Raw genomic sequence first — 25,428 nt, 5'->3', positions numbered from 1 at the left:
CACAAGTTTCTCTCATGATCAGCTATCAGCAATGTGATCGCTGAAAACACCGTTTGCCCTGCAGGATATTCGTCCGCAGATCAAGCTGTGGAGGACGGTTACGACGCCCTTTGAATACTCAATGGCGCCTTGATGTAAACCCTCTGGAACCCAGCCTTTGCTGGCTTCGATTCTGTTCTATGGTTAGATCGAAATGGCTGTATCGGCGGCTGACTAAAGGTTGCGACAGATCATGTCTGCGCCTATGTTGCACGCGAGCTTTTCCCCGCGAATGGAACGCGATCAACACCACTACAAGAGGTGAAGAAATGTCAAAGGATTCACGCCCTGCCGTACTTGGGCTGATCGGCAATACGCCGCTGGTACAAGTTACCCGCTTCGATACCGGCCTCTGCACACTGTTTCTCAAACTGGAATCACAAAACCCCGGCGGCTCGATCAAGGACCGCGTCGGTCTGGCGATGATCGATGCCGCTGAACGCGACGGCCGCCTGCAACCGGGCGGCACCATCGTCGAGGCCACCGCCGGCAATACCGGTCTGGGCCTGGCACTGGTCGGCCGCGCCAAAGGCTACCGCGTGGTGCTGGTAGTCCCGGACAAAATGTCCACCGAGAAAGTCCTGCACTTGAAAGCCATGGGCGCCGAAGTGCACATCACCCGCTCGGACGTCGGCAAGGGCCACCCCGAGTATTACCAGGACGTGGCCGCACGACTGGCAAAAGACATTCCCGGCGCGTTCTTCGCCGACCAGTTCAACAACCCTGCCAACCCGCTGGCACACGAGTGCAGCACCGCGCCGGAGATCTGGGCGCAGACCGAGCATGATCTGGACGCGATCGTGGTCGGTGTCGGTTCCTCCGGCACTCTGACCGGCCTGAGTCGCTTCTTCAAACGCGTACAACCGGATCTGGAAATGGTCCTCGCCGACCCGGTCGGTTCGGTAATGGCTCAGTACAGCCGTGACGGTACGATGCCGACCCCCGGTTCGTGGGCGGTAGAAGGCATCGGCGAGGATTTCATTCCGTCGATCACCGACCTCAGCAGCGTGCGCCACGCCTACTCGATCAGCGATGAAGAAAGCTTCGACCACGCGCGCCAGTTGCTGCGCGCCGAAGGCATTCTCGGTGGCTCGTCGACCGGCACCCTGCTCGCCGCCGCGCTGCGTTACTGCCGCGAACAGACCGAGCCGAAACGCGTGGTCAGCTTCGTCTGCGACACCGGTACGCGTTATCTGTCGAAGGTCTACAACGACCAGTGGATGACCGATCAGGGCCTGTTGCAGCGCAAACGCTATGGCGACCTGCGCGATCTGATCGCCCGACGTTTCGAAGATGGCCGCGTGATCAGCGTCGGCCCTGACGACACCTTGCTGACGGCGTTCCAGCGCATGCGTCTGGCGGATGTCTCGCAGTTGCCGGTGCTGGTTGAAGGCAAACAACTGGTCGGCGTGATCGACGAATCGGACATCCTGCTGCCCGTGCACGAAGACGCCGCGCGCTTCAGTCAGTCGGTCTCCAGCGTGATGACCGACAAACTGCAAACCCTCGCCCCCGGAGCGCCCCTTTCTGAGCTGGAATCGGTACTCAGTCGCGGCCTGGTGGCGATCATCGCCGACGCCTCGGGCTTCCACGGCCTGATCACCCGCACCGACATGCTCAACCAATTACGGAGATCCCTCGCATGAGTCAGCACGACGATAAATCCCAAGGCTTCGCGACCCGGGTGATCCACGCCGGGCAAGAGCCTGACCCGACCACCGGTGCGCTGATGCCGCCGATCTACGCCAACTCGACGTACCTGCAAGACAGCCCCGGCGTGCACAAGGGCTTCGACTACGGGCGCTCGCACAACCCGACGCGCTTTGCGCTGGAGCGCTGTGTGGCGGATCTGGAAGGTGGCACCCGCGCCTTCGCTTTCGCTTCCGGGCTGGCGACGATTTCCACTGTCCTCGAACTGATCGATGCCGGATCGCACGTGATCTCCGGCAATGACCTGTACGGCGGCACGTTCCGCCTGTTCGACAAGGTGCGCCAGCGCAGTGCCGGGCATCGTTTCAGCTACGTCGATCTGACTGACCTGTCTGCGTTCGAAGCGGCGCTGCAGGACGACACACGCCTGGTGATTGTCGAGTCACCGACCAACCCGCTGCTGAGCCTGTCGGATCTGGCCGCGATTGCGCGCATCTGCCGTGCACGCGGGATCATCAGCGTCGCCGACAACACCTTTGCCAGCCCGTACATTCAGCGCCCGCTGGAACTGGGTTTCGACATCGTGCTGCACTCGACCACCAAGTACCTGAACGGTCACTCCGACGTGATCGGTGGTATCGCGGTGGTTGGGCAAAACCCTGAACTGGCGGAAAAACTCGGCTTCCTGCAGAACGCGGTCGGCGCGATTTCCGGGCCGTTCGACGCATTCCTGACCCTGCGCGGGGTAAAAACCCTGGCGCTGCGCATGGAACGTCACTGCAGCAACGCGCTGGAACTGGCCAAGTGGCTGGAGCAGCAACCGCAGGTCAAACGCGTCTACTACCCGGGCCTGCCGTCGCACCCGCAACATGAGCTGGCCAAGCGGCAGATGCACGGTTTTGGCGGGATGATTTCGGTGGATCTGAACAGTGATCTGGAGGGCGCACGGCGCTTTCTGGAAAACGTGAAGATCTTCGCCCTGGCCGAAAGCCTCGGCGGCGTCGAAAGCCTGATCGAGCACCCGGCGATCATGACTCACGCGACCATTCCCGCTGAAACCCGCGCCAAACTCGGAATCGGCGATGGCCTGGTGCGTCTGTCGGTGGGTGTCGAAGACCTCGAAGACCTGCGCGCCGATCTGGCGTACGCGCTGACCAAAATCTGATGCCGTAACAACGACAAAGCCCGCAGCAATGCGGGCTTTGGTGTTCGAGTAGGCGGCCAGTGCTGGTCTCTGGCTTACAAGGTTTATCGGGCCTCTCACAGTACAAAAGCAACCATGGAAAAAGAGCGGCGCTTTGCTGCCTCACACGGCATAAGGGCTGGATCTCAGCGCGGAGATCTTTCTAACCGTGTACCCTTCGGAACGCGCCCCACGTCCCCTTGCTATCCGCTTGCGCATCAGTCTGCGTCTTCGCCTACATCCTTGAGCCTAGCAAAAGCCACAAGATCCGCCTCAGTGTTTTTAGACTGATTTCCTTTTTTGCACCGGCCTGCAAGGAAGCTAAACGACTATCGCCTCGGGTCGCACTAGCACATTTGTGCTAATCGACCGGCCCGCCACCCGGCGTTATATTCCCTCGCAACCCCCGATGCTCCCCAACATTGCCGCTGTGCAGTGCGCGGGATCGTTGTGCCTGGAAATCAGAACAACACCAAGGAAGAAACACCATGAAACTGCATTCCAACCTCTGCAGAGTGGCCATCGTCAGCGCTCTGCTGCTTGGCGCCAGCGGCTGCCAGACCGCCAAACCCACCGAAGCCAGCATGAAAGAGCGCGCCCAGACCGTCATCGGTAAACCGGTGTCGAAAATCGACAACATCCGCAGCGACAGCACCCTCACCTACTACACCGCCTACACCCCGGCCGGCGAATACAACTGCGAGTTGCCCAGCGGCGCGATTGTCGCCGTGGCGAGCATGGGCATCATGAGCCCGCCACTGTCGTGCCTGCCGAAAGGCGCCTCGCCGATTCCGTTCCAGTAATCCCTCATCCCCGGTAAAGGACTACGTTCCATCATGAAAACCCTGATCGCAACTCTCACCCTCACCGCCCTCGCCCTGAGCGGCTGCGCCACGCCCAAACAGTGGGAAGCCACCGGCGGCAGCAAGAACGACGGTGTCGTCCAGGTCTCCTATGAATTGGGCCAGTTTGAAAGCGGCCAGACCAACGCCGCGCAAGGCCTGACTGTCGCGATGGAGCGCTGCAAGACCTGGGGCTACAAGAACGCCGAGGTGACCGGTTCGGAGAAAAATATCTGCCGCACCATGGGCCAGTTCAACTGCCTGCAAACCACCATCACTCAGGACTACCTCTGCAAGCGTTGAAATCAGACCTGCGCGACCGGCTCGGTTTGCCGGTCGCGCAGGGTTCGCAAGGTCGCGCGCAGCTCGGCCGGGCGTACCGGTTTGGACAGGATGGCAATTTGGCGGTCGTGCAAGGCCGCCTGTATTTTCTCGATGTCGTGCCCGGTGATGATCATCGCCGGCACCGCAAAACCACGCTGGCGCCGCACAGCGTCAATGCACTCGATACCCGTGGAATGCGTTCCCAGATCGTAATCGGCGACGATGATGTCGCAATCGGTGACCAGACCCTGTCCGCTCAACTCGCCCTGCACCACGCAGCCCCAGCGCTCCAGCAGCGCGGACGTCGCCAGCAGCACGTTGCGGTCATCTTCCACCAGACACACCTTCAGCCCGGTCAACAGGCCGACCTGCCGCACATCGTCACGATTGACCGGCAACTGGGGTGCCATGGCCAGCGGCAAGCCATACAGCGTGACCGCCGTGCCGCGCCCAAGCTGCGAGCGCAACGCAACATCGACGCCGATCAACTGCCCCAGACGCTTGACGATCGACAGCCCGAGGCCGACGCCTTCCACGTCTTTGTCGCGCACCTGACGCACCCGATAAAACTCCTCGAAGACCCTCGGCAGGTGCTCCTCGGCAATGCCGTTGCCGCGGTCATAAATCACGATGGCCAGCCCGGCGCCGCGTTTGCGCACGCCGATCAGCACCGGGCGTTGCGCGCCGTACTTGAAGCAGTTGGAGAGCACGTTTTGCACCAGGGTCGCGAGCACCGCCGGATCGCTCTGCACCCAGTGTTTGCAAGGGCGCAGGCGCAACTCCACGCCGGCCCAGCGCGCGGCCTCGGCGTTCTGGCGGATCAGATCGGCCAGCCACTCGCCGAGATTGAACACCTGCAATCTCGGCAGGATGCGCCCGTTGTCGAGGGTGTAAAGGTCGAGAATCGAACGGAACAACTGCGAGACGTTGAGCAACGAACGGTCGATGTTGTCGACCAGTTGCCGCTCCTGCTCGCCCAGCCGCGACTCGCGCAGGCACGCCGTGAACAGACCGATGGAGTGAATCGGTTGACGCAGATCGTGACTGGCCTGGGCGAGAAACCGCGACTTTTCCAGATTGGCCGCGACGGCTTCTTCCGACGCCTTGCGCGTGCGCTCCAGCAGCAAGTGCGCGTAGAACGGGATCACCGTGCTGGTGAGCATCAACATCAACACCATGAACGGTTGCGCCTGCCACACCGGCGTCAAGCGATACACCGCCAGCAGCGCCACCAGCGCCAGACCGGTGGCAATCGCCAGATAGCGCGAGCCGTAGCGCATGCCGTTGCCCAGATTGACCCAGATGATTACTGCATACAGCGGCAACGCCGCTTCACCGCCGAGCACCAGGCCGAAACAGGTGCCGGTGTAATCGTGGACCATGCCGAAAATCCGCCGCGCCGGGTAATGCCCGGGCCAGCGCGCAATGGCTTGGCGCAAGCCGACCGACACCAGCAGAAACACGAAGATGTAAGTCACTACCGGCAGATAAGTATCGAAGCGCTGACCCGGCAAAACACCGAGCACGCCGATGTAAACCATGGCAATGCTGGCGATGATGATCCGCAGATTGGCCTGGTCGAGTTCGGTGTTTTTCTCGAACTTCATGGGCAACGTCCTTGTGCAACAGTCGTCAGATTCAACACCAATCGACAGGCGACCCTGGCGCGCGGTGCTATGGTGCATGCCATAAACAACACTGATCCAGGGAGGGTCACGCCATGACATGCCGCATCATCATAGCCGACGATCACCCGATGTTTCGCGAGGCCATGCTGCGCACCGTGCAGCGCCTGCTGCCCGAAGCGACTATCGAAGAAGCCGGGGACCTCGACGCCGTGCTGGCCTTGCTGCCCGGTGGCAACGAGCCGGACACGTTGATTCTCGACCTGCGCTTCCCTGGCCTGACCTGCATCAGCCAACTCGCCGACCTGCGCCGAAAACTGCCGCGCACCACGCTGATCGTGGTGTCGATGGTCGACGACGAGGCGCTGATCGGTGAAGTGATGGCGGCCGGCATCGACGGTTTCATCGGCAAGAACATCGCCCCGGATGAGATCGGCCAGGCGATTCTGGCGATTCGTGAAGGCGAAGTGCTGGTCAGGTTTGCGCCTTCCGGGCTGTTGCCGCTGGAGACCGGCACCGCCCTCACCCCGCGTCAGCAGGATGTGTTGCGGCTGATCGCCCAAGGCAAGACCAACAAGGAAATCGCTCGGGAACTGGATATTTCGCCGTTCACCGTGCGCATCCATGTGTCGTCGTTGTTGCGCACACTCAATGTGCCGTCGCGGGCAGCCGCGGCGGTGAAGTATTCGGGAGGCAGTGGCGCAATTTAAATGAACCCTGCGCGCCGAGGCTCACCTAACTGAAAGACCATCAGGAGGTAGCCCATGCAAATTGAACCCGTCTGGATCGTACTCGCCGTCGTTCTTGTGCTCATTGAATTGTGGGCGATCAACCGGGTGCGCAAAAGCGCCGGTAAAGGCAGCAACAAAGGCGTGTGGATTATCGCCATCGTGTTCGTGCCGTTGTTTGGCCTGATTGCCTGGGCACTGGCCGGGCCGAAACACGTTACGCAGGATTGACACAACAAAATCCACTGTAGGAGCTGCCGAAGGCTGCGATCTTTTGATCTTGAAAGTCAAAAGATCGCAGCCTTCGGCAGCTCCTACAGGGAAGCAGTGTTTATGGATCAACTTGTGCCATCAACTCCGGCACCGATTCCGGCCGCTTGGCATAACGCTGCGCCAGCACCGCACAGACCATCAGCTGAATCTGGTGGAACAGCATCAGCGGCAGAATCAACACGCCGATGGTGCTGCCGGCAAACAACACCTGCGCCATCGGCACGCCGGTGGCCAGACTCTTCTTCGAGCCGCAGAACAGAATGGTTATGCGATCCTCCTGACTGAAGCCGAATGCCTTGCCCAGCAGGGTCGACGCCAGCAGCACCAGCGCCAGCAGGATGCAGCAGACCACCACCAACCCCAGCAGATCGACCACCGGAATCTGATGCCAGATGCCTTCGTTGACCGCCTCGCTGAACGCGCTGTAAACCACCAGCAAAATCGAACCCTGATCGACAAACTTCAGCCAGTTCTTGTTGCGTCCGACCCACGCACCGATCCAGCGGCGAGCGATCTGCCCGGCAATGAACGGCAGCAGCAGTTGCACGCTGATCTTCAGGATCGCATCGAGGGTCGAGCCACCATCGCCGTGTACGTTCAACAGCAGGGTGACCAGTAACGGCGTGAGGAAGATCCCGAACAGGCTCGAGGCCGCCGCACTGCAGATCGCTGCCGGAATATTGCCCCGGGCCAGCGAGGTGAAGGCAATCGCCGACTGCACGGTGGCGGGCAACGCGCAGAGGTAGAGCATGCCCATGTACAGCTTGTCGCCGATCAGCGGAGACAGCAGCGGTTTCAATGCCAGGCCGAGGATCGGGAACAGCACAAAGGTCAGGCCGAACACCAGCAGATGCAGGCGCCAGTGGCCGGCACCGGCGATGATTGATTCACGCGACAGTTTGGCGCCGTGGAGGAAGAACAGCAGCGCGATGGCAATGTTGGTCAGCCAGCCAAACCCCACCGCGACCTGCCCGCTGGCCGGCAGGAAACTGGCCAGCAGCACGACGCTGATCAGGGTCAGGGTGAAGTTGTCGGGCAGGAATCTTGGGCGGGTCATGGTTTGCTCATCCGGGGGTTGCCAGTACGTGATTGCGACTCTAACGTGAGTGGGAATTACCGACTAACGCCGAAGAGCCAACAGATGCCGCCTAAAGGACATGAGAAAAGCTTCCGGCGCAGCATTCCCGGACTGCCCAGCCTGCCGCGTCCGCTATACGGGCGCACCGAATCGCTGCCCAATCGTGCACTGACCCGGCGCCACAGTCACCCGTGGGTGCAATTGTCGTACGCGATTCAGGGCGTGCTCGAAGTGCAGACCGGCGCTGGACGCTTCGTTGCCCCACCGGAGCGCGCGGTGTGGATTCCGGCGGGCGTACCGCACCGTGTGTTCAGCTCGCCGCACACGGAAATGCGCAGCCTGTACATCGACTGCAGCGTGGCCGGCTGGGCGCTTGAACGTTGTCATGTGTTGGGCGTCAGCGACCTGTTGCGCGAGCTGATTCGCGCGTTCAGTCTGGTCCCGGTGGAGTACGACGAGCGCGGCGCGCATGGCCGGTTGGCCCAGGTGATCCTCGATCAACTGGCCGAGGCGCCGCAGATCGACCTGATGCTGCCACTGCCCCAGGACAGCCGTCTGCGACAGATCTATCAAAGCCTGGAGCAACATCCGGAACAGCAGACCACGCTGCACCATTGGAGCGACAAATTCGGCGTCACCGAAAAAACCCTCAGCCGCCTGTTTTTACGTGACACCGGCCTGACCTTCCGTGCCTGGCGTCAGCGCTTGCGGTTGCTCGGCGCACTGACCCCGCTGGAACGTGGCGAACGGGTCACCGACGTGGCTCTGGCCTGCGGTTATGACTCGACCTCGGCCTTCATCGCTGCGTTCCGGCAACAGTTTGGCGAGACACCGGGAGAATTTTTTCGTTGAGTTTTGTCGATATTTATCGAATTAGCACATGCCATTCGGCAAAGTTCAGGGTACAGTTTCGTCCATACGAAATTCTCTATGCGTTTCGACCATAACCATAATGACCCACCCCTTTAGCGAACCTGTCGGCGGTAACAGCATGATCGAAGTCACTGAAGTCTCCATTGCTCAATTACGCGCGGCGCTCGAAGCCGGCCAGACCACCGCGGTTGAACTGGTGCAGGCCTATCTGGCCCGGATCGACGCCTATGACGGCCCGAACACCGCCACTGCACTGAACGCCGTGGTCGTACGCAATCCCGAAGCACTGGCAGAGGCCCAGGCGTCCGATGCACGCCGCGCCAAGGGCGAAACCCTCGGCCCGCTCGACGGCATCCCTTACACCGCCAAGGACAGCTATCTGGTCAAGGGTCTGACCGCGGCTTCCGGCAGCCCGGCATTCGCCGATCTGGTGGCGCATCGCGACGCCTTCACCATCGAACGCCTGCGTGCCGCCGGAGCGATCTGCCTGGGCAAGACCAATATGCCGCCGATGGCCAATGGCGGCATGCAACGTGGCGTCTATGGCCGTGCCGAAAGTCCGTACAACGCGGCCTACCTGACCGCGCCGTTTGCCTCCGGCTCGTCCAACGGTGCCGGCACCGCCACCGCTGCGAGCTTCTCGGCCTTCGGTCTGGCGGAAGAAACCTGGTCGAGTGGTCGCGGCCCGGCGTCGAACAACGGTTTGTGCGCCTACACGCCGTCACGCGGGGTGATTTCGGTGCGCGGCAACTGGCCGCTGACGCCGACCATGGACGTGGTGGTGCCGTACGCCCGAACCATGGCCGACCTGCTCGAAGTGCTCGACGTGGTAGTCGCTGAAGACCCTGACACCCGTGGCGATCTGTGGCGCCTGCAGCCGTGGGTGCCGATCCCGAGCGTTGACTCGGTGCGCCCGGCCTCCTACGCCGAGCTGGCCGTGAAGTCCGATGCACTGGCCGGCAAACGCCTCGGCGTGCCGAAGATGTACATCAACGCCGATCCTGAAGCTGGCACCAGCGAAGCGCCGGGTATTGGCGGACCGACCGGGCAGCGGATCAACACCCGCGCTTCGGTGATCGACTTGTGGAAACAGGCCCGCGCCGCGCTGGAAGCGGCCGGCGCCGAAGTCATCGAAGTAGACTTCCCGCTGGTTTCCAACTGCGAAGGCGATCGTCCGGGCGCACCGACCGTGTTCAATCGCGGCATCGTCTCCAAGGAGTTCCTGCATCATGAACTGTGGGACTTGTCGGCCTGGGCCTTCGATGATTTCCTGCGCGCCAACGGCGATCCGAAGCTCAATCGCCTGGCCGATGTCGACGGACCGAAGATCTTCCCGCACGACCCGGGCACCCTGCCCAACCGTGAGGGCGACCTGGCCGCCGGCATGGACGAATACGTACGCATGGCCCAACGCGGCATCACCCCGTGGGACCAGATCCCGACCCTGCCAGACGGCCTGCGCGGCCTGGAAAAGACCCGCAAGCTCGATCTGGAAGACTGGATGGATACGCTGAAACTCGACGCGGTGCTGTTCCCGACCAACGCCGACGTTGGCCCAGCGGATGCCGATATCAATCCGGAATCGGCAGACATCGCCTGGAGCAACGGCATCTGGGTCGCCAACGGCAACCTGGCGATCCGTCACCTCGGCGTTCCGACCGTCACCGTGCCGATGGGCATCATGGCCGACATCGGCATGCCGGTCGGCCTGACCTTCGCCGGTCGTGCCTACGATGACTCGAACCTGTTGCGTCTGGCCTCGGCGTTCGAGGCGACTGGCTCGAAGCGCTTGGTGCCACCGCGCACTCCGGCGCTGACTGCCGGCAAGTAAGCGAACACGGACGGGATTGAGGCCGCAAAAGGTCTCAATCCCCGCCGCGGCTATTCCCCTACCTGATCACGACACTTCGTTTTTCCCGAACTATCCATCAGAAATAAGCGATTTTTCTTACAACCAAACTCGCCGCTAGCATGGCCCTGCCTGACCCTAATTCAAAAAAAACCAGGGAGCCAGCCATGCCAACCACCAACATCAATATCGGCGAACCATGGATGTGGGGCGCGTTTATCGTCTTCGTCCTCGCCATGCTTGCGCTGGACCTGTTCGTCTTCGGCGGACGCAAGGCGCACCGCGTTTCAGTGCGGGAAGCGTCCTGTTGGGTGATCGCCTGGTGCGCATTGGCCATGGCCTTCGCCGGTTTGCTCTGGCGGTATCTGCACGGCGAGTTCGGCGCCGAGATTGCCCAGCGCAAGACATTGGAATTCCTCACCGGTTATTTGATCGAGCAGTCGCTGTCGATCGACAACATGTTCGTCTTCGTGATGATCTTCAGCTATTTCGCGGTACCACCGGAACTGCAACGCCGGGTGCTGCTCTACGGCGTGCTCGGAGCGATCGTGATGCGCGCGGCGATGATCTTCGCCGGGGTGTGGCTGGTGTCGCAGTTCGAGTGGCTGCTGTATGCCTTCGGCGCATTTCTGATCTTTACCGGGATCAAGATGCTGATGTTCGCCGAGCAACAACCGGACCTCGATAAAAACCCGTTGCTGCGCTGGGTGCGCGGGCATTTGCGGATCACTCAGGGCTTTCATGGCGAACGCTTTTTCGTGCGGCAGAACGGCGTGCGCTGGGCGACGCCGATGTTCCTGGTGCTGGTGCTGATCGAAGCCAGCGACCTGATGTTCGCGGTCGACAGCATCCCGGCGATCTTCGCCGTCACTACCGACCCTTTCATCGTGTTCACCTCGAACATCTTCGCGATCATGGGTCTGCGCGCGCTGTACTTCCTGCTGGCAGACATGGCCGACCGCTTTCATCTACTCAAGTACGGACTGGCGATTGTGCTGGTGTTCATCGGCGGCAAGATGACGCTGATGCCTTGGTTTCACATGCCGGTGGAATGGTCACTGGCGGTGGTGGGCGGGGTGATTCTGGGGTCGGTGTTGTTGAGTCTGGTGATGAGTAAAAACGCGCCACAAAACCTGTAGGAGTGAGCCTGCTCACAATGCGGTGCGGCATTCAATAAAGGTGTCGGCTGCCCCGACGCCTTCGCGAGCAAGCCCGCTCCCACAGGTGATCGTCAGTGGATGGGGGATCCGGGGCTGGCCGAGATCAAAGGGTGGGAGTGGGCTTGCTCACGAAGGGGCCGGCACATTCAGCATCAATGTTGACTGACCCGACGCCTTCGCGAGCAAGCCCGCTCCCACAGGTGATAGTCGGTGGATGGAGGATCGGGGCTGGCCGAGATCAAAAGGTGGGAGTGGGCTTGCTCACGAAGGGGCCGGCACATTCAGCATCAATGTTGACTGACCCGACGCCTTCGCGAGCAAGCCCGCTCCCACAGGTGATAGTCGGTGGATGGAGGATCCGGGGCTGGCCGAGATCAAAGGGTGGGAGTGGGCTTGCTCACGAAGGGGCCGGCACATTCAGCATCCATGTTGCCTGACCCGACGCCTTCGCGAGCAAGCCCGCTCCCACAGGTGATTGTCAGTGGATGGAGGATCCGGGGCTGGCCGAGATCAAAGGGTGGGAGTGGGCTTGCTCACGAAGGGGCCGGCACATTCAGCATCCATGTTGGTCCGGCGCCTTTGCGAGCAGGCTCACTCCTCCAGAGGGTGTGCGGCTACTTGTCGGATTTGATGCTGGTCCACACCCGCGTGCGTACGCGTTCGAGTTTTTGCGGCAGTGGCTGGACCACATACAGGGTTTTCAGCGCTTCGCTGGTCGGCGTCAGGTTCGGGTTGCCGGTGATGTCTTTGTTCACCAGCGGCATCGAATCCTTGTTCACGTTCGGGTAGCCGAGGAAGTCGCTGATCGGCGCAATGACTTTCGGATCGAGCAAGGTGTTGAGGAATTCATGCGCCTCTTCGACATTCTTCGCGCTCTTCGGAATCGCAAAAGTATCGAACCAGATCGGCGCGCCCTCCTTCGGCAGGCGCCAGTCAACCACCACACCGTTGCCCGCCTCTTTCGCGCGGTTACCGAACTGGTAGAAGCTGCCGGAATAACCAATGGCCACGCAGATGTCGCCGTTGGCGATGTCGGTCATGTACTTGGCCGAGTTGAAGTAGGTCACGTACGGGCGAATCTTCAGCATCAGATCCTTGGCCTTTTCATAGTCGGCCGGGTTCTGGCTGTTCGGATCGAGACCGAGGTAATGCAGGGCCAGCGGGAGGATTTCCGACGGCGAATCGAGCATCGCCACGCCGCAGGATTTGAGCTTCTCCATGTTCTCCGGCTTGAACACCAGATCCCAGCTGTCCACCGGCGCGTTGTCGCCGAGCGCTGCCTTGACTTTGGCCGGGTTGAAACCGATCAGTACCGTGCCGTACATGTAGGGCACGCCGTACTGGTTACCGGGGTCGTTGGCGTCGAGCAACTTGAGCAGCGCCGGATCCTGGTGGCTCCAGTTCGGCAGTTTCGACTTGTCGAGTTTCTGGAACACGCCGGCCTTGATCTGGGTGTCGATGAACTGGTTCGACGGCACCACCAGGTCGTAGCCGGAGTTGCCGGTGAGCAACTTGGCCTCCAGCGATTCATTGGTGTCGAAGGTGTCCCAGGTCACTTTGATGCCGGTCTTCGCGGCGAAATCCTTGGGCACCGACGGCAGGATGTAATCCGCCCAGTTGTAGACCCGCAGCTCGCGCTGTTCGGCGTGTACCGCGCTGGCCAGCAGCGTCAGCCCACACACGGTGGCACCCAGAATGCGTTTCATCGTGACCATGGTTGTTTCCCCAGAATGCGACGTGAGATCGATGGTTTTTATGTTCTGTACACGGCAGCGGCTGTAAAGGTAGCCAAGGGCAAGGAAGGTCCAGCGTTTTGTTGTGATTTGATTCTTGCCGACCGCGGGGTCGCGGCACAGTGGGGGATGGGCCAAAAGGGGATCGAAATGGCCAATTTGAATGACCGCACAAATGCACAAGGGCTAAGGAAACATCATTTGTGACGAGGGAGCTTGCTCCCGCCGGGCCGCGCAGCGGACCTCGCTCTTCGATTTAGAAAAGCAGGGCCTGCTGCGCAGTCCAGCGGGAGCAAGCTCCCTCGCCACAGTATTATTGATGATCGGTCAGTCGGTATAACTCAACCGCGCCGCCCTGCTCTGCCGGGTCTGCCCACGTGTGGCGAGGCAGTAATACAACGGCACTGTCACCACCAGGCCGAACAGCCACGACAGGTCGGCGCCATCGACCAGATTGGCGTACGGCCCGACATACAACGAGGTATTGGCGAACGGCAGCTGCACAATGATCCCGATGAAGTAGGCAATGATCGCGTGCAGATTGAAGCGCCCGTAAATGCCGCCGTCCGCGCGAAAAATCGAGCTGATGTCATACGCGCCGCGCTTGATCAGGTAGAAGTCGATCAGGTTGATCGACGCCCACGGCACCAACACCAGCAGCAACGCCAGAATCAGCCCGATGAACTGCGTAATGAAATTCGCCGAGGCACCCAGCGCCACCACGCAGCACCCCGCCAGCACCACGCTCGACAACACCACACGCAGCTTGATGCTCGGCGTCCACTGACTGGCAAAGGTCTGGATCGAGGTGATGATCGACAGCACCGCGCCGTACAGATTCAGCGCGTTGTGGCTGATGATGTTGAGCAGAAACAACACCATCAGAATCGGCCCCAGCCACCCGGTGGATTGCTTGACCGCAGCCATCGCCTCGGTGCCTTCCGGGGTCGCCAGTACTGCCACGGCGCCAAAGCTGAACGACAGAATCGTCCCCAGCGTCGCCCCCAGATAAGTGGCCCAGAACGGTTTGGCGATACCGATATCCGCCGGCAGATAACGCGAATAGTCGGACACGTACGGCGAGAAGCTGATCTGCCAGATGATCCCCAGCGACACCGTTGCCAGCCAGCCCGACAGGTTGAAACTGCCGCGCGTCAGGAAGTCTGCCGGCAAGTCGTGAGCGAAGATGTAAATGAAACCGGCGAGCAGCGCGCTGCCCATCACCCAGGTGCCGATGCGGTTCAGCGTGTGAATGAAGTTGTAGCCGATCACACCAATCGCCGTGGCCGCCAGCGCACCGATCAAAATGCTCAGCGGTGCCGGCACCGATGGCGCAATACCGACAATCGATTTCCCGGCAAGCACGATGTTGGAAATGAAGAAACCGATGTAGATCAGCGCCGCAAAAAACACGATCAGCAGTGCGCCGTAACGCCCGAACTGGCCACGACTCTGGACCATTTGCGGAATGCCCATGCGCGGGCCTTGCGCCGACGCCAGAGCGATCACCACCCCGCCGATCAGGTGCCCCAGCGCAATCGCCAGCAGCCCCCAAAGCAAGTCGAGATGGAACACCTGAACCACCATGGCGCCGGTGACGATGGGCAGTGGCGCGATGTTGGTGCTGAACCATAAGGTGAAAAGGTCGCGGGCCTTCCCGTGGCGTTCCGCGAGTGGGACGTAGTCGACCGTGTGATTCTCGATCAACGGATCTTGCCGGGACATCTGGGACATATGCATGAACTCGAGTTTGTCTGTTCTTATCTTTGTATGAAGCCAAACCGGGGGGACTCTGCGGCCGCCCCTCAGATGCAGACCATATTATGGTATTCCAAACATTTCACAAGACTGATCCGTAGTTTACGGCGCTAGCTGATCCGCCATCCTCACTGATACTGCGGCCTTCAGGCCAGCCACAAGCCCAATAAATGCTGAGTTTCCGACGAAAGCACCACGTTTATCGGTTCAGCCTAAAAGCCCTTGCAAAGAAAAAATACTGGTATACCATCAGACCAACAAATACATAAAAATCGCGTCACAACACCCGAGGACCGTCCAATGATCGATGCTGCCATCTACAAACAAGTCATGGGCTCGTTTCCGTCCGGCGTCACTGTCATCACCACGCTGGACGATGACGGCCAGATCGTCGGCCTCACCGCCAGCGCCTTCAGTTCACTGTCGATGGACCCGGCCCTGGTGCTGTTCTGCCCCAACTACAGCTCCGACTCCTACCCTGTGCTGATCAAGAACAAGCGCTTCGCGATCCACGTCCTGTCCGGCGGCCAGCAAAGCGAAGCCTATGCCTTCGCCCGTAAAGGAAAGGACAAGGCGCAGGGCATCGAGTGGACGTTGAGCGAGCTGGGCAACCCGATCCTGGCCAACGCGACGGCTATCATCGAATGTGAGTTGTGGCGCGAATACGAAGGTGGTGACCACGCGATCATGGTCGGCGCGGTGAAGAACCTGATCGTCCCGGAGCAGCACACCGGGCCGCTGGTTTACTGCCACGGCAAGATGGGCGCCCTGCCCGTTCTGGCCTGAGCAAAACTTCAACCCCACACAAATCCACGTGGGAGGGGGCTTGCTCCCGAAGGCGATGTGTCAGCCACCAGAGATGTCGATTGACCCAGCGCTTTCGGGAGCAAGCCCCTCCCGCACAGTTTTGTAGCCTCAACAATAAAAGACCCGAGGAAGCGTCATGAAATTTTCCCTGTTCATCCACATGGAACGCTGGGACGAAAGCGTCAGCCACCGCCAACTGTTCGAAGACCTGACCGAACTGACCCTGATGGCCGAGGCCGGCGGTTTCAGCACCGTGTGGATCGGCGAACACCACGCGATGGAATACACCATCTCGCCCAGCCCGATGCCGCTGCTGGCCTACCTCGCCGCCAAAACCACCACCATTCATCTGGGCGCAGGCACCATCATCGCGCCGTTCTGGCACCCGCTGCGGGTGGCCGGTGAATGCGCGCTACTCGACGTCATCAGCAACGGACGCATGGAAGTCGGCCTGGCGCGCGGCGCCTATCAGGTCGAATTCGATCGCATGGCCGGCGGCATGCCCGCCTCCAGCGGCGGCCAGGCCCTGCGCGAAATGGTCCCGGTGGTCCGCGCCCTGTGGCAAGGCGACTACGCCCACGACGGCGACATCTGGAAATTCCCGACCTCCACCAGCGTGCCGAAACCGATCCAAAAGCCCAACCCACCGATGTGGATCGCCGCCCGCGACCCCGACTCGCACAACTTCGCCGTGGCCAACGGCTGCAATGTGATGGTCACGCCATTGATGAAAGGTGACGAAGAAGTCGTCGACCTGAAGAACAAGTTCCAGACCGCACTCGACAACAACCCCAACGTCCCGCGTCCGCAATTGATGGTGCTACGGCACACCCACGTGCACTCGGCTGACGACCCAGAAGGCTGGAAAGTTGGCGCCAAGGCGATCTCGCGTTTCTACCGCACCTTCGATGCGTGGTTTGGCAACAAGGAAGTACCGGTCAACGGCTTCCTCGCCCCAAGCCCTGAAGAGAAGTTTGCCGGGCGTCCGGAGTTTGAACTGGAGAGCCTGCACAAGACGGCGATGATTGGTACGCCGGAGGAGATTATTCCGCGGATCAAGTATTACCAGGAACTTGGGGTGGATGAGTTCAGTTTCTGGTGTGACAACAGTCTGCCGCATGCGGAGAAGAAGAAGTCGTTGGAGTTGTTTATCAGGGACGTGGTGCCGGCGTTTCGATAAACACTTAGCCGGTTCAGCCCGGTAAATGAAAACGCCCCGATAGAGTTCGGGGCGTTTTAGTTTTACGTGGACTCATCGTCCAGAAATTTCCGGCGGGCGCATATTGTCCACCTCGAAAAACAGCGCACCAACCAAAGCTTCGGCAGAACATTTCAAGATCAATGATCTGGTAAAGGTCTTCACCAATTTTACTTAAGGTAATCAGACTATTGGCATAGTGGGTGTATTGACCACCCGCCCCGGCGACCGCATGTCGTTCCAGCTCCTCACGATTCCAGCCAGATACGATCCCCGGACGATTCAGGAACTGTATCCGAGAAGGAGATTTCGAATTGCGTTGAAACTTTGCAAAGGCACGAAATTCGTCGCTGTTTGAGCAAATCATAAGTGATCAGGTTTTCAGGGAAATCAATGGTTAATTTCAAACGGGTGGGGCTCCGATGAGAACACGTTGATCCGGCCGGCTAACATCGTAAACATGCTGCTCGCAACCCTGCCCGCCAAACTGAAACTCCACCAGGTAGACCTTGCTTCGTTCCGGCGTAAAGGTACTGATCAGCGGCCCGCAGCTGTATGTATTGCCGGTGCCCATACCGTTGGAACGCCCCGATACCTCAAAGGGTTCGTCAGCATTGGCTTGAGTTTCCAGCTGAGGGAAGTGCTTGAACGTGGCGCTATTGGCCGCTTCGTTAAGCTTGGCGATCCAGCCGAACACCTTGCCTCGCCCGGAATCCACCACAGTACCCAGCACTTCCATTCGCCGATCGGGATCTGTAGCACGGCGAACCGAGAACTCGACAGGGTATGTGTAGCCTGTCGCTTTCATGATGACTTTGGCGTGTTGTGTATCTGGCGTTGCCGTTTTTTGCTGAAGTTGGACACCATCCCTCAAAAGACTGGGGGAAGAGTCTCTGACATTGGAATGGCAGCCTGCAATGAGGAAAATCAACGGAAGCAAAAGTGCGGTTTTAATCAATTTTTATTACCACTTCCAAAGTGGGCAAATTTATCGACCTCAATAAACCTGCCCTGAAGCACCGTTAAATAATGTCCAAAAGTTGTAAGTCCGACTGGACCTGCAAAGCATCCTGTTCAGGTAACTGCGACATAAGAAACGCTAGCCCATACACCTCAATAATTCCTTTGATATGGGCAACCGCAAAATCAAAGGCGACCTTAGGCTCTCTTCCCGCCGACAACACAAGTCCGGCAGTCTGGAGCATCAGATTTTCAACTGGAGTAACAAAGCTTTCTTCCATCTCATTTAATGCATACCCGACTTCAAGTTCCCCTTCAACCCAGGAAAAACCCGACTTTTTGTTCTTCCTGATTTTAGTTCTGCAGTAATTGGGATAGTAGTAAAACATTCGCTGCATTATTTCTTTATAACTTAAAATCGCTGACATCGATCAGTCTCTCACGTAAAAAGGGACAGATTTATTTACGATGACCTTTACCGCCAAAAAAACAATCTGTCAACGTTGTCGTGTCATCAGGATGTGGTGCTGACGTTTCGCTGAACCGACACCCGCTCTCTGACATGACAAAAAAGCCCCAAGCAATTTGGGGCGTTTTACTCCAAATTGGAAAATTGTATATTCCTACGTGAGAAATCAATCACTTTTAAACCAACGTCATCCCCGCGCCAACAAACGGGTCGCAAGTTTTGACATTTCAGCATTTCCAACCTTAGCCAACAGACACAACTTCTCTTTAGCATTATCGGTGCCGATCTCATGCAGAGCATGAATGCATTTAACACCTAGTGCATGCTCGGATACGATATAAGGATAACAAGTAAGTGCTGCCCTGAATAAATAATCAACGGCCGCAGGAAATTTGAAAACCTTCAATTCCCTTGCGATGCTCTCGTGACTGATATGCCAGTCTTCAACGAGTAAGCGGCATAACACATCCGCACAATCCTGAGTGAAACCGAACACCGCACCGAATATCAGCAAGCATTCCACACTGTCAGCGTCTTTCATCTCAAGCGCGGTTTCCAGTTCAGCACGCAGGTAATCTTCAGGAATTTCCCCACCCTTAAATAGAGACTCAAGAAATCTGTCTGTTGAGATCCGATGCGACACCAGGTCAATCATCAAGTCCTGCTGTTGTTGATTCATAGCCCGCCTCCGAAAAACCGCTGTCATCGCCAGATTCATTCATATCCAGGGAAAATCAGGCGTAATTTCACAAACAACCCCAGCCGACACAAGAATATTTCTAGCCTGTAAAACCTCCTGCGCCTGACCGCTGAATACCAGAGCATCGCCTTGCTGGAGTGTAATCCTCGACAGTAAATAGTTTTGACCTGTCACCTCGGAGACAGCATTCACCTGGGCCTGATTCCGATAGTCGCCGCGACAGCGAAGTTCATACCTGCACCTATCCAACTGGATGCCGGGCATATTCGTTGTCACCACCGACCAGTCACACTGATCACAGCGGGCTCCCTGTGTACTACCTTCTTTGAAGACGATCAAATTGCCTCCACACTGCTCGCACTTCACTCCATAGGATTCATTCATTAGCGGCAACCACAATCAATAATCTCCAGACTTGCTTCTTCGTGTGGACCTGCAGTAACTATGCACCGTGCATCGGCTTGAAGTCTTCAATTATTTTGTTTTTTTGTTTCAATACAGAGACTACAAAATCGGCGTCAAACTCTAGAAGAAATACGAAAGCATCGTAAATCTTCCATCGATGCAAATCAAAGTGATCGACTATCGAGAGAAGATGGCCTTTTATGAAAGGTAGATATTCTTGAGATCCTGTTCTCCTCGCAAAATCAAGTGCACCAGTGATTTCAAATGGTTGGCTACTCGCTAACACAATTATTTTCGAAACAAGTGGAAATACTTCAGCTCTCGCGAGCTCCGCCTGGCCCCGATCGGCCATATTGGCATAATATTGAGTCAGTGCAAAAAGTATATGGCAATAAGTATCGTCATAACCGTGCAATCGATGGCTATACGTCCACTCAATACTTTCATGCTTTTCCAAGCACTTCTCGAGAGCCATCAAACCGCTTGGGTATCCCCAATTGGTAAAAAGCTTCGCAGCGAGAAACCGTTCATTATCGTCCTGAGTCCGGCAAAGCAAATTCTCCACTGCGTCAACTCGCTCCTGAGGAATATCCTCTGGATCCAGGTCTCCGGCTTCTACAGCATAATCAGCATGTTCCGGGATATCGTTTAAAAGCCTGTATGTTTTTGAGTCCATAAAAGCTCCTTTATGACCTTATCTGGTCGCTCCAGATGCGAGCCTTGACTGGATCGTCATCCTGCGAATCAACTTCATTACAGATCAAAAAATAGATCCGCTCCATCCCCGCGCCCTACTAAACGTGGTCTGTCCCCATTTACCTTCCATCAGCCTTTCATGCGCTCCAAGAACTCGGCCATTGCCCCTGGATCACGGCCGACAAGCTCTTCAATCAAATCTTCCGCTGCCCAATGCAGAATCATGTCCCCTCCCTCCCCATCCTTGCAGAGGATGAGATCACTTGATAAAGAAGAGTCAACGACATTGACCTCTCTATCACTGAGCGCCATCAGGCCACCGTAACCATCATAAGGAATGACCCAGTAAAAGCGCTGGCTCTCTATCCAGTAAATACCAAACACCTGCACAGGCTCTTCTCGCCCAATTTCTCGAACCATCATATTCACATCACTCAATAGTCCTTCCGCGAAAATGGGGACGAATTTATTTTCGATTATATCTGAAGTTAACGGGGGTTAACGGGGACAGACCACATTTTCCGAGTGCTTTCTAAACGTGGTCTGTCCCCATTTACCTTTTGCCCCCATTTTCCTTTATTTCCTGGCACGAATCATAGTAAGAAAAATCTTTCACTTCTAAATACCTAGAAGTACCTGCCCACCGCACAAAAAAGTGGCAGAAAATGTATTCGAAGTATTTTTATAAACGTGATCCGCACCATTAATTGTTGGAGGCTACAACTACAACTACAACTACAACTACAACTACAACTGCCAGAATGTCAGACAAACGCCATATTCATCGAGAAGATCGTCAGCAATTTCAAACTGAAACACCTTGTCTGGAAAGAAATCTGATAATGCGCGTTTCCAATATCCAGTGAGCTGCTCGGCAAACATGTGACAAAGACGATAGTCTTCTTCCGACAGACCGACCTTAAACACGGGGCGGTCCGGCGCATCTTCCCATTTTGAAAAGAAATGATTTATTGAAAAATTATTTCTGTATCGCTCAACGTCTCTACGCAATTCACTTTTTTCCAACACGCCAGCTTCTATCTCAACCAGCCCCTTTAAAGAAAACTTTTGCGTGTCGAACTGCTCAGCATTAGGCAACCAAAAAACATGGCCTTCAAACTCAATAAAATCAGGAGAAAGCAAACCTAGAACAGAAATGGTTTGCTCCAACGAAACAAGATTTCCTACATACGAAAAAAACTCCCCGGAACCGATGTTCGAAGCAAATAAATTCAATGACTCTTTAGCAATATTACCCTTAAAAATTTTCATCACTTCAACCTTAAGCTATGCAGAACCGCCTGAGAGGTTAAAGGGGACAGACCATATTTCCCGAGTGGTTTCTAAACGCGGTCTGTCCCCATTTACTCAAAAAGCTCTGCGTGACGGGCGTCATTATCAGGCGCAAAGCCTCGGATCGTGCTCGCGGATCGGTAAGGCTTAAACCTTCTCCTTCTTTCGCCTTTTGATCTCCTCCATTTTTGCGAAAATCCAGATACCGCTTCCACCAAAAAAGCCGTAGACCAGCGAAAACCTCAAAGAAACCAACAGGTCCTCACCACTAAAATCCCAAACTCCATGTTTACAATAGATAATAACCCCGCCTATCAAACTTCCAAGCAATCCGACGAGGTAAAAAAACACCACCGCCTTCAGAACCAGCACTGGGTATAAACGAAACGTGACCTTTATTGGAGTCATATTTTAATCCAGAAAGTTTTGACCTGTCAGTTATAACCTCCACTAAAAACAAATCTGCCACCTTTAGCGGTCTACTTAAAAAATCGCCTACCTTATCAATCTTCACGAATCCAACTTTGGAGGTTACGTTATGAGCTTGATATACCCTTTCAGCAATAACTCATCGATGCTCATGAATAAAGGGAGGAAAGAACAAATTTACATCTCTGGTTAGATCTGTAACTTTTACCCCTGTCACCTCTGCTCCTGATTACCTCATGAAGATACAGTGGTGAGATGTATCGCGCTCAATAAATCCGCCTCGTAACGGCAACCGTTAAATAACACCTGCAAGCTTATTTTTCCTCAGTCATCTCATTACCCGGGAAAACCTGGTCCCAGAGAATAGACGTCAGATATCCCTTGGCATCTGTCTCGTCATCTGCCGGGTAGACAACATACTCTTCATTATCCAGTAGAAGCATCCAGGATACAGAGTCGTTTTGGTAAAGGTACACGAGTTCCCTTTCGATATTCAATCGTTGCTCTGGATCACTCAACATCCTTTTCAACATGCGCTGAGCATCCGACTCACTCAGCCCGACGTCTACCGAAAACACTGACCTCAAAATATTAATTATTCGTGAACACTTCATAAATACTCATTCAACTGCAAATGGAACCTCACTTTCGGGACGCGCGACCTCTATCGCTACATTTTTCTCACAGCCACCCAAAAAGACTCTTGCTTTTCTCATAAACCGAGCTACTGGAAAGTACATCATCATCCACGTCATACAAGATACAGGAACAAGCTTTCGCAAAACTCAAGAAAACCTTCAACACATTAATTTCGCGTGCTCAGGAAGATCCAGGTTAATTTCAATGATTGTCTGCAGAGTAGCCCCGAGGGCATCCTGCCATTCTTGCTGGTCTTCGGCATCATAAAACTCATCAAGAATATCTTTTGAATGCAAGGCCAGCCAAATATCTGAATCACCCTCAACAACGCCACCGCGAGAAGGTATTCCGGCACTCACGAACCCGCCGTGTTCTAGGAGCACAGTTTTAAAATCGTCCGTGCTCAACTTTTCTGATGATATGATCGCTGCCGACAATGACATAATTAAAGCCCTTCTGTTAGCTCCATAAAAATGAGCTGCACATAATGTGAGACGACCACACCACAATACAAAAAAGGGAATAAAAAAAGTGACAGATTATTTTCAGTTAGATTTGTGATCTTTTACCGCCAAAAATAAATCTGTTACCTTTCCCTTTACCTTACTTGTCACCTTTACCTTACTCCAACCCGATCAACATGGAGAGGATTGCGGCTAACCACAAGGCTTGTTCTGTTGCCTGGCTATCCATATCCCGTGGATCGTTTTGATCAACAGGTAAAGGACTGCCGCCATCGCGTAAACTCCAGCTCCTTTCAGTACACGCCATACGCTCGCATAACTGTACAACCAAACTCCGTCTTTCAGGTAACCGAAAATGGCTCCGAACGACACGGAGAGTAAACCCACTGCAACAAACAGCAGATAACAGAGGATGGAAACCCGAATGAAGGTTCCCACTCCTATTTTTTCGGGCTTCACTTTTTACTCACCAAAGTTTGAAAAATGGGGACAGATCTATTTCTCAAAAATAACACCCTCACCTTTAATCCCATTTCTTATACGCGCAACCAGGTCAATCACTTCAACAACCTCAAACTATAAATATCATAACCAAAAGAATGGGAGCGAATTGATTTTTAAAATCAGACCTGAAACCCTTATCAAAAACTCAAAAACAAATTTTTCACTATCACCCTCTTTTAGCCACACCCATAACCTCTATCGGATATTGATCAACCACCTTTAAATTGTCATAAAGTCAACTATAAAGCCGATTAAAAAATAAATCCACCTCACAACTTCTAGCAATCTGATCAGACGTAAAATCCAATACATCCGACACGACCAAAACCCCTCTTAGCTCCTCGGGAAAATCATCAATACTCGCATACACAGTTGGCATTAGGTAGCGGAAATAATCACCCATTTCAGTTTTCCCACTATAACCAACAGGGTAATCCTCACCTTGAATACTACCCTCCACTGCATGATAAACGTAAAAACCCTTTATCGAAGGAATCGAGCACTCTGATAACTTTTTATCAAATGCAGATCTCTCCGCAATTACTGACTCGACCTCTTCCCGAGACTTATCGCTCCCAAATCTACAGACTGAATACAAATCAAGGATTGCAAGTCCTCTTTTGTTTTCTGGATAACTGACAACCCCCGACGATTCTTCCCACATATATTCATTTAATCGGTCAAGTTTCCCCTCTAACTCCGACACTTGTAGTAAAATCATGGGAAGTTTTCCAAAACAGTTATTTACCATAACGGCTACAAATCCGTTTTTATCCATGGCAAACCACGTAATTATTTCGCCAAAACCTGGCTGCCAATCTATATTTAAAGACATCACTTTCTCTCCGGCCAAACAGGATTAACGGGGACAGAACACATGTTCGGTGTGCTTTCTAAACGCGGTCTGTCCCCATTTACCCCTGAGTGCTGACCTCGTTGAACACAATCATTTTGCGTTTACACTGCTCGCACGCTGTTGGAAAGAATTCCCTGCGTGATGAGGTGCATCATCTGGCGCTGGGCCTTGAGTAGATTTGTGGGGATCCCTCAGGGTCTGTCCCCATTTTTCACATATCCACCTTCATAAAATCAATTGAACCCGGCCTGATAATTTCAATCACAAAAAAACTTTTCTAACAGTGTCCATATCAGACTGGATAATTTCTAATTCTTTATCATCAACACCGATTTCTATAAGACGCTCAACGCTGCACTTTTCGTACGTATCTGCCAAAACCTCCAACATATCAATCGCGTATTGACTTCCCCTTGACAACCTTAGCCCACGACGAATGCCTTCCATATAAATAGCAGTCTGAAGAACTGCGTTAGCGCCAGGAGCGTCCTTTCGCATAAGGCGCTCCGATTCATCTTGAGTATACGCAAACGCTTGTTCCGAACGAAAACCAAGTTCATCAATCGCGTAGCTATAGTTCCCTGCAACCATAGCTCTAGCCTGATTAAACATACTATCGACTGGCATATTCAATTTTCCGCTGTAAATACATTCAATTGAATTTTTGGATAGCGATCATGGAACTGGGTGATCACATCCGTACAGTTAGGGCAGACAGCCTTCTCGCAGATCAAGTCTATCCTCCCAACTGCACCTTTGTTATCACCGAGCCGTTGCATTACTGTTTCAAGAATCTTGAATTCCGTATCCATATCTCGCATGTACCCTTCAGGTGAGTTTACATATTTCCTCGATGCAACCTGTGGCTTCAAGACCCATGTATCCACATCACC

At 55.5% G+C, this 25,428-nt stretch carries 28 protein-coding genes; 12 read left to right on the top strand and 16 right to left on the bottom strand.

Annotation, left to right across the window (positions count from 1 at the left end):
• Positions 1-308: 308 nt before the first annotated feature.
• The 4 genes from LCH64_RS00140 to yecR all read left to right on the top strand — a co-directional run bounded on the left by LCH64_RS00140 (position 309) and on the right by yecR (position 4,017).
• The gene (locus LCH64_RS00140) at positions 309-1,685 is read left to right on the top strand and encodes a cystathionine beta-synthase (RefSeq protein WP_003225732.1); all 1,377 of its coding nucleotides are present in this window, start codon (positions 309-311) and stop codon (positions 1,683-1,685) included.
• The gene (locus tag LCH64_RS00135; protein ID WP_226499116.1) at positions 1,682-2,854 is read left to right on the top strand and encodes a cystathionine gamma-synthase; all 1,173 of its coding nucleotides are present in this window, start codon (positions 1,682-1,684) and stop codon (positions 2,852-2,854) included. Before LCH64_RS00140 ends, LCH64_RS00135 begins: the two co-directional genes overlap by 4 nt.
• Before the next feature lie 506 nt (positions 2,855-3,360).
• Entirely contained in the window at positions 3,361-3,675 is a 315-nt protein-coding gene (locus LCH64_RS00130) for a hypothetical protein (RefSeq protein ID WP_003225735.1), read from the top strand.
• 33 nt (positions 3,676-3,708) lie between these two features.
• Positions 3,709-4,017 carry a YecR family lipoprotein gene (gene yecR, locus LCH64_RS00125; RefSeq protein WP_003225737.1) on the top strand — a complete coding sequence of 103 codons (309 nt, stop codon included), beginning with the start codon at positions 3,709-3,711 and terminating at the stop codon, positions 4,015-4,017.
• 2 nt (positions 4,018-4,019) lie between these two features.
• Here yecR and LCH64_RS00120 read toward each other — a convergent pair whose 3' ends face one another.
• The gene (locus LCH64_RS00120) at positions 4,020-5,645 is read right to left on the bottom strand and encodes a hybrid sensor histidine kinase/response regulator (RefSeq protein WP_226499115.1); all 1,626 of its coding nucleotides are present in this window, start codon (positions 5,643-5,645) and stop codon (positions 4,020-4,022) included.
• A 113-nt stretch (positions 5,646-5,758) separates the two neighbouring features.
• Here LCH64_RS00120 and LCH64_RS00115 point away from each other — a divergent pair, with 113 nt between their 5' ends.
• Positions 5,759-6,373, top strand: a complete 615-nt coding sequence (locus LCH64_RS00115) for a response regulator transcription factor (protein WP_226499114.1) — start codon at positions 5,759-5,761, stop codon at positions 6,371-6,373.
• 54 nt (positions 6,374-6,427) lie between these two features.
• The gene (locus LCH64_RS00110) at positions 6,428-6,622 is read left to right on the top strand and encodes a PLDc N-terminal domain-containing protein (protein WP_003225742.1); all 195 of its coding nucleotides are present in this window, start codon (positions 6,428-6,430) and stop codon (positions 6,620-6,622) included.
• Between the two features lie 100 nt (positions 6,623-6,722).
• Here LCH64_RS00110 and LCH64_RS00105 read toward each other — a convergent pair whose 3' ends face one another.
• Positions 6,723-7,721: a bile acid:sodium symporter family protein gene (locus tag LCH64_RS00105; RefSeq protein ID WP_103483297.1), complete on the bottom strand. Its 999-nt coding sequence runs from the start codon at positions 7,719-7,721 to the stop codon at positions 6,723-6,725.
• Positions 7,722-7,805: 84 nt separating this feature from the next.
• Between LCH64_RS00105 and LCH64_RS00100 the strand changes: the two genes are divergently transcribed.
• From LCH64_RS00100 to LCH64_RS00090, 3 genes are all read left to right on the top strand, one after another.
• The gene (locus LCH64_RS00100; RefSeq protein WP_103483296.1) at positions 7,806-8,594 is read left to right on the top strand and encodes a helix-turn-helix transcriptional regulator; all 789 of its coding nucleotides are present in this window, start codon (positions 7,806-7,808) and stop codon (positions 8,592-8,594) included.
• 139 nt (positions 8,595-8,733) lie between these two features.
• Entirely contained in the window at positions 8,734-10,446 is a 1,713-nt protein-coding gene (locus tag LCH64_RS00095) for an amidase (RefSeq protein WP_226499113.1), read from the top strand.
• Between the two features lie 185 nt (positions 10,447-10,631).
• Positions 10,632-11,603 carry a TerC family protein gene (locus LCH64_RS00090; RefSeq protein WP_226499112.1) on the top strand — a complete coding sequence of 324 codons (972 nt, stop codon included), beginning with the start codon at positions 10,632-10,634 and terminating at the stop codon, positions 11,601-11,603.
• 635 nt (positions 11,604-12,238) lie between these two features.
• Here the strand turns inward: LCH64_RS00090 and LCH64_RS00085 are convergent.
• Positions 12,239-13,339, bottom strand: coding sequence for a polyamine ABC transporter substrate-binding protein (locus LCH64_RS00085; RefSeq protein WP_003225750.1), 1,101 nt, complete (start codon positions 13,337-13,339; stop codon positions 12,239-12,241).
• 15 nt (positions 13,340-13,354) lie between these two features.
• On the opposite strand from LCH64_RS00085, the gene LCH64_RS00080 reads away from it, so the two are divergent.
• On the top strand, positions 13,355-13,564 hold the full coding sequence (locus LCH64_RS00080; RefSeq protein ID WP_226499111.1) for a hypothetical protein: 210 nt from the start codon (positions 13,355-13,357) through the stop codon (positions 13,562-13,564).
• Between the two features lie 120 nt (positions 13,565-13,684).
• On the opposite strand, the gene LCH64_RS00075 is transcribed toward LCH64_RS00080, so the two are convergent.
• Entirely contained in the window at positions 13,685-15,091 is a 1,407-nt protein-coding gene (locus LCH64_RS00075) for a cytosine permease (RefSeq protein ID WP_226499110.1), read from the bottom strand.
• 324 nt (positions 15,092-15,415) lie between these two features.
• Between LCH64_RS00075 and LCH64_RS00070 the strand changes: the two genes are divergently transcribed.
• Together LCH64_RS00070 and LCH64_RS00065 are read left to right on the top strand one after the other, a co-directional pair.
• Positions 15,416-15,901, top strand: a complete 486-nt coding sequence (locus tag LCH64_RS00070) for a flavin reductase family protein (protein ID WP_003225754.1) — start codon at positions 15,416-15,418, stop codon at positions 15,899-15,901.
• A 157-nt stretch (positions 15,902-16,058) separates the two neighbouring features.
• Entirely contained in the window at positions 16,059-17,102 is a 1,044-nt protein-coding gene (locus LCH64_RS00065) for an LLM class flavin-dependent oxidoreductase (RefSeq protein WP_226499109.1), read from the top strand.
• 13 nt (positions 17,103-17,115) lie between these two features.
• On the opposite strand, the gene LCH64_RS00060 is transcribed toward LCH64_RS00065, so the two are convergent.
• The 12 genes from LCH64_RS00060 to LCH64_RS00005 all read right to left on the bottom strand — a co-directional run.
• Entirely contained in the window at positions 17,116-17,487 is a 372-nt protein-coding gene (locus LCH64_RS00060; protein WP_226499108.1) for a hypothetical protein, read from the bottom strand.
• Positions 17,488-17,523: 36 nt separating this feature from the next.
• Positions 17,524-18,078, bottom strand: coding sequence for a hypothetical protein (locus tag LCH64_RS00055; protein WP_226499107.1), 555 nt, complete (start codon positions 18,076-18,078; stop codon positions 17,524-17,526).
• Between the two features lie 64 nt (positions 18,079-18,142).
• Positions 18,143-18,508 carry a hypothetical protein gene (locus tag LCH64_RS00050; RefSeq protein WP_226499106.1) on the bottom strand — a complete coding sequence of 122 codons (366 nt, stop codon included), beginning with the start codon at positions 18,506-18,508 and terminating at the stop codon, positions 18,143-18,145.
• Positions 18,509-18,736: 228 nt separating this feature from the next.
• Positions 18,737-19,228, bottom strand: coding sequence for a hypothetical protein (locus tag LCH64_RS00045; RefSeq protein ID WP_226499105.1), 492 nt, complete (start codon positions 19,226-19,228; stop codon positions 18,737-18,739).
• A 463-nt stretch (positions 19,229-19,691) separates the two neighbouring features.
• A complete protein-coding gene (locus LCH64_RS00040) occupies positions 19,692-20,330 on the bottom strand; it encodes a hypothetical protein (protein WP_226499104.1) in 639 nt (212 codons plus the stop codon).
• Between the two features lie 149 nt (positions 20,331-20,479).
• On the bottom strand, positions 20,480-20,779 hold the full coding sequence (locus tag LCH64_RS00035; protein WP_226499450.1) for a hypothetical protein: 300 nt from the start codon (positions 20,777-20,779) through the stop codon (positions 20,480-20,482).
• 318 nt (positions 20,780-21,097) lie between these two features.
• Positions 21,098-21,622 carry a hypothetical protein gene (locus LCH64_RS00030; protein WP_226499103.1) on the bottom strand — a complete coding sequence of 175 codons (525 nt, stop codon included), beginning with the start codon at positions 21,620-21,622 and terminating at the stop codon, positions 21,098-21,100.
• A gap of 168 nt (positions 21,623-21,790) precedes the next feature.
• Complete coding sequence (locus tag LCH64_RS00025) at positions 21,791-22,051, bottom strand: hypothetical protein (protein ID WP_201137375.1); 261 nt, start codon at positions 22,049-22,051, stop codon at positions 21,791-21,793.
• An 818-nt stretch (positions 22,052-22,869) separates the two neighbouring features.
• Positions 22,870-23,154: a hypothetical protein gene (locus LCH64_RS00020; RefSeq protein WP_003225769.1), complete on the bottom strand. Its 285-nt coding sequence runs from the start codon at positions 23,152-23,154 to the stop codon at positions 22,870-22,872.
• 760 nt (positions 23,155-23,914) lie between these two features.
• A complete protein-coding gene (locus LCH64_RS00015) occupies positions 23,915-24,514 on the bottom strand; it encodes a hypothetical protein (RefSeq protein ID WP_003225773.1) in 600 nt (199 codons plus the stop codon).
• 282 nt (positions 24,515-24,796) lie between these two features.
• Positions 24,797-25,162 carry a hypothetical protein gene (locus LCH64_RS00010; RefSeq protein ID WP_226499102.1) on the bottom strand — a complete coding sequence of 122 codons (366 nt, stop codon included), beginning with the start codon at positions 25,160-25,162 and terminating at the stop codon, positions 24,797-24,799.
• Between the two features lie 2 nt (positions 25,163-25,164).
• A partial coding sequence (locus tag LCH64_RS00005) for a deaminase domain-containing protein (RefSeq protein ID WP_226499101.1) occupies positions 25,165-25,428 on the bottom strand: 264 nt, incomplete at its 5' end.

This window comes from Pseudomonas sp. MWU16-30322 (assembly GCF_020515535.1).
Lineage (GTDB): Bacteria > Pseudomonadota > Gammaproteobacteria > Pseudomonadales > Pseudomonadaceae > Aquipseudomonas > Aquipseudomonas fluorescens_H.
This window is presented reverse-complemented; position numbering and strand designations above follow the sequence as displayed.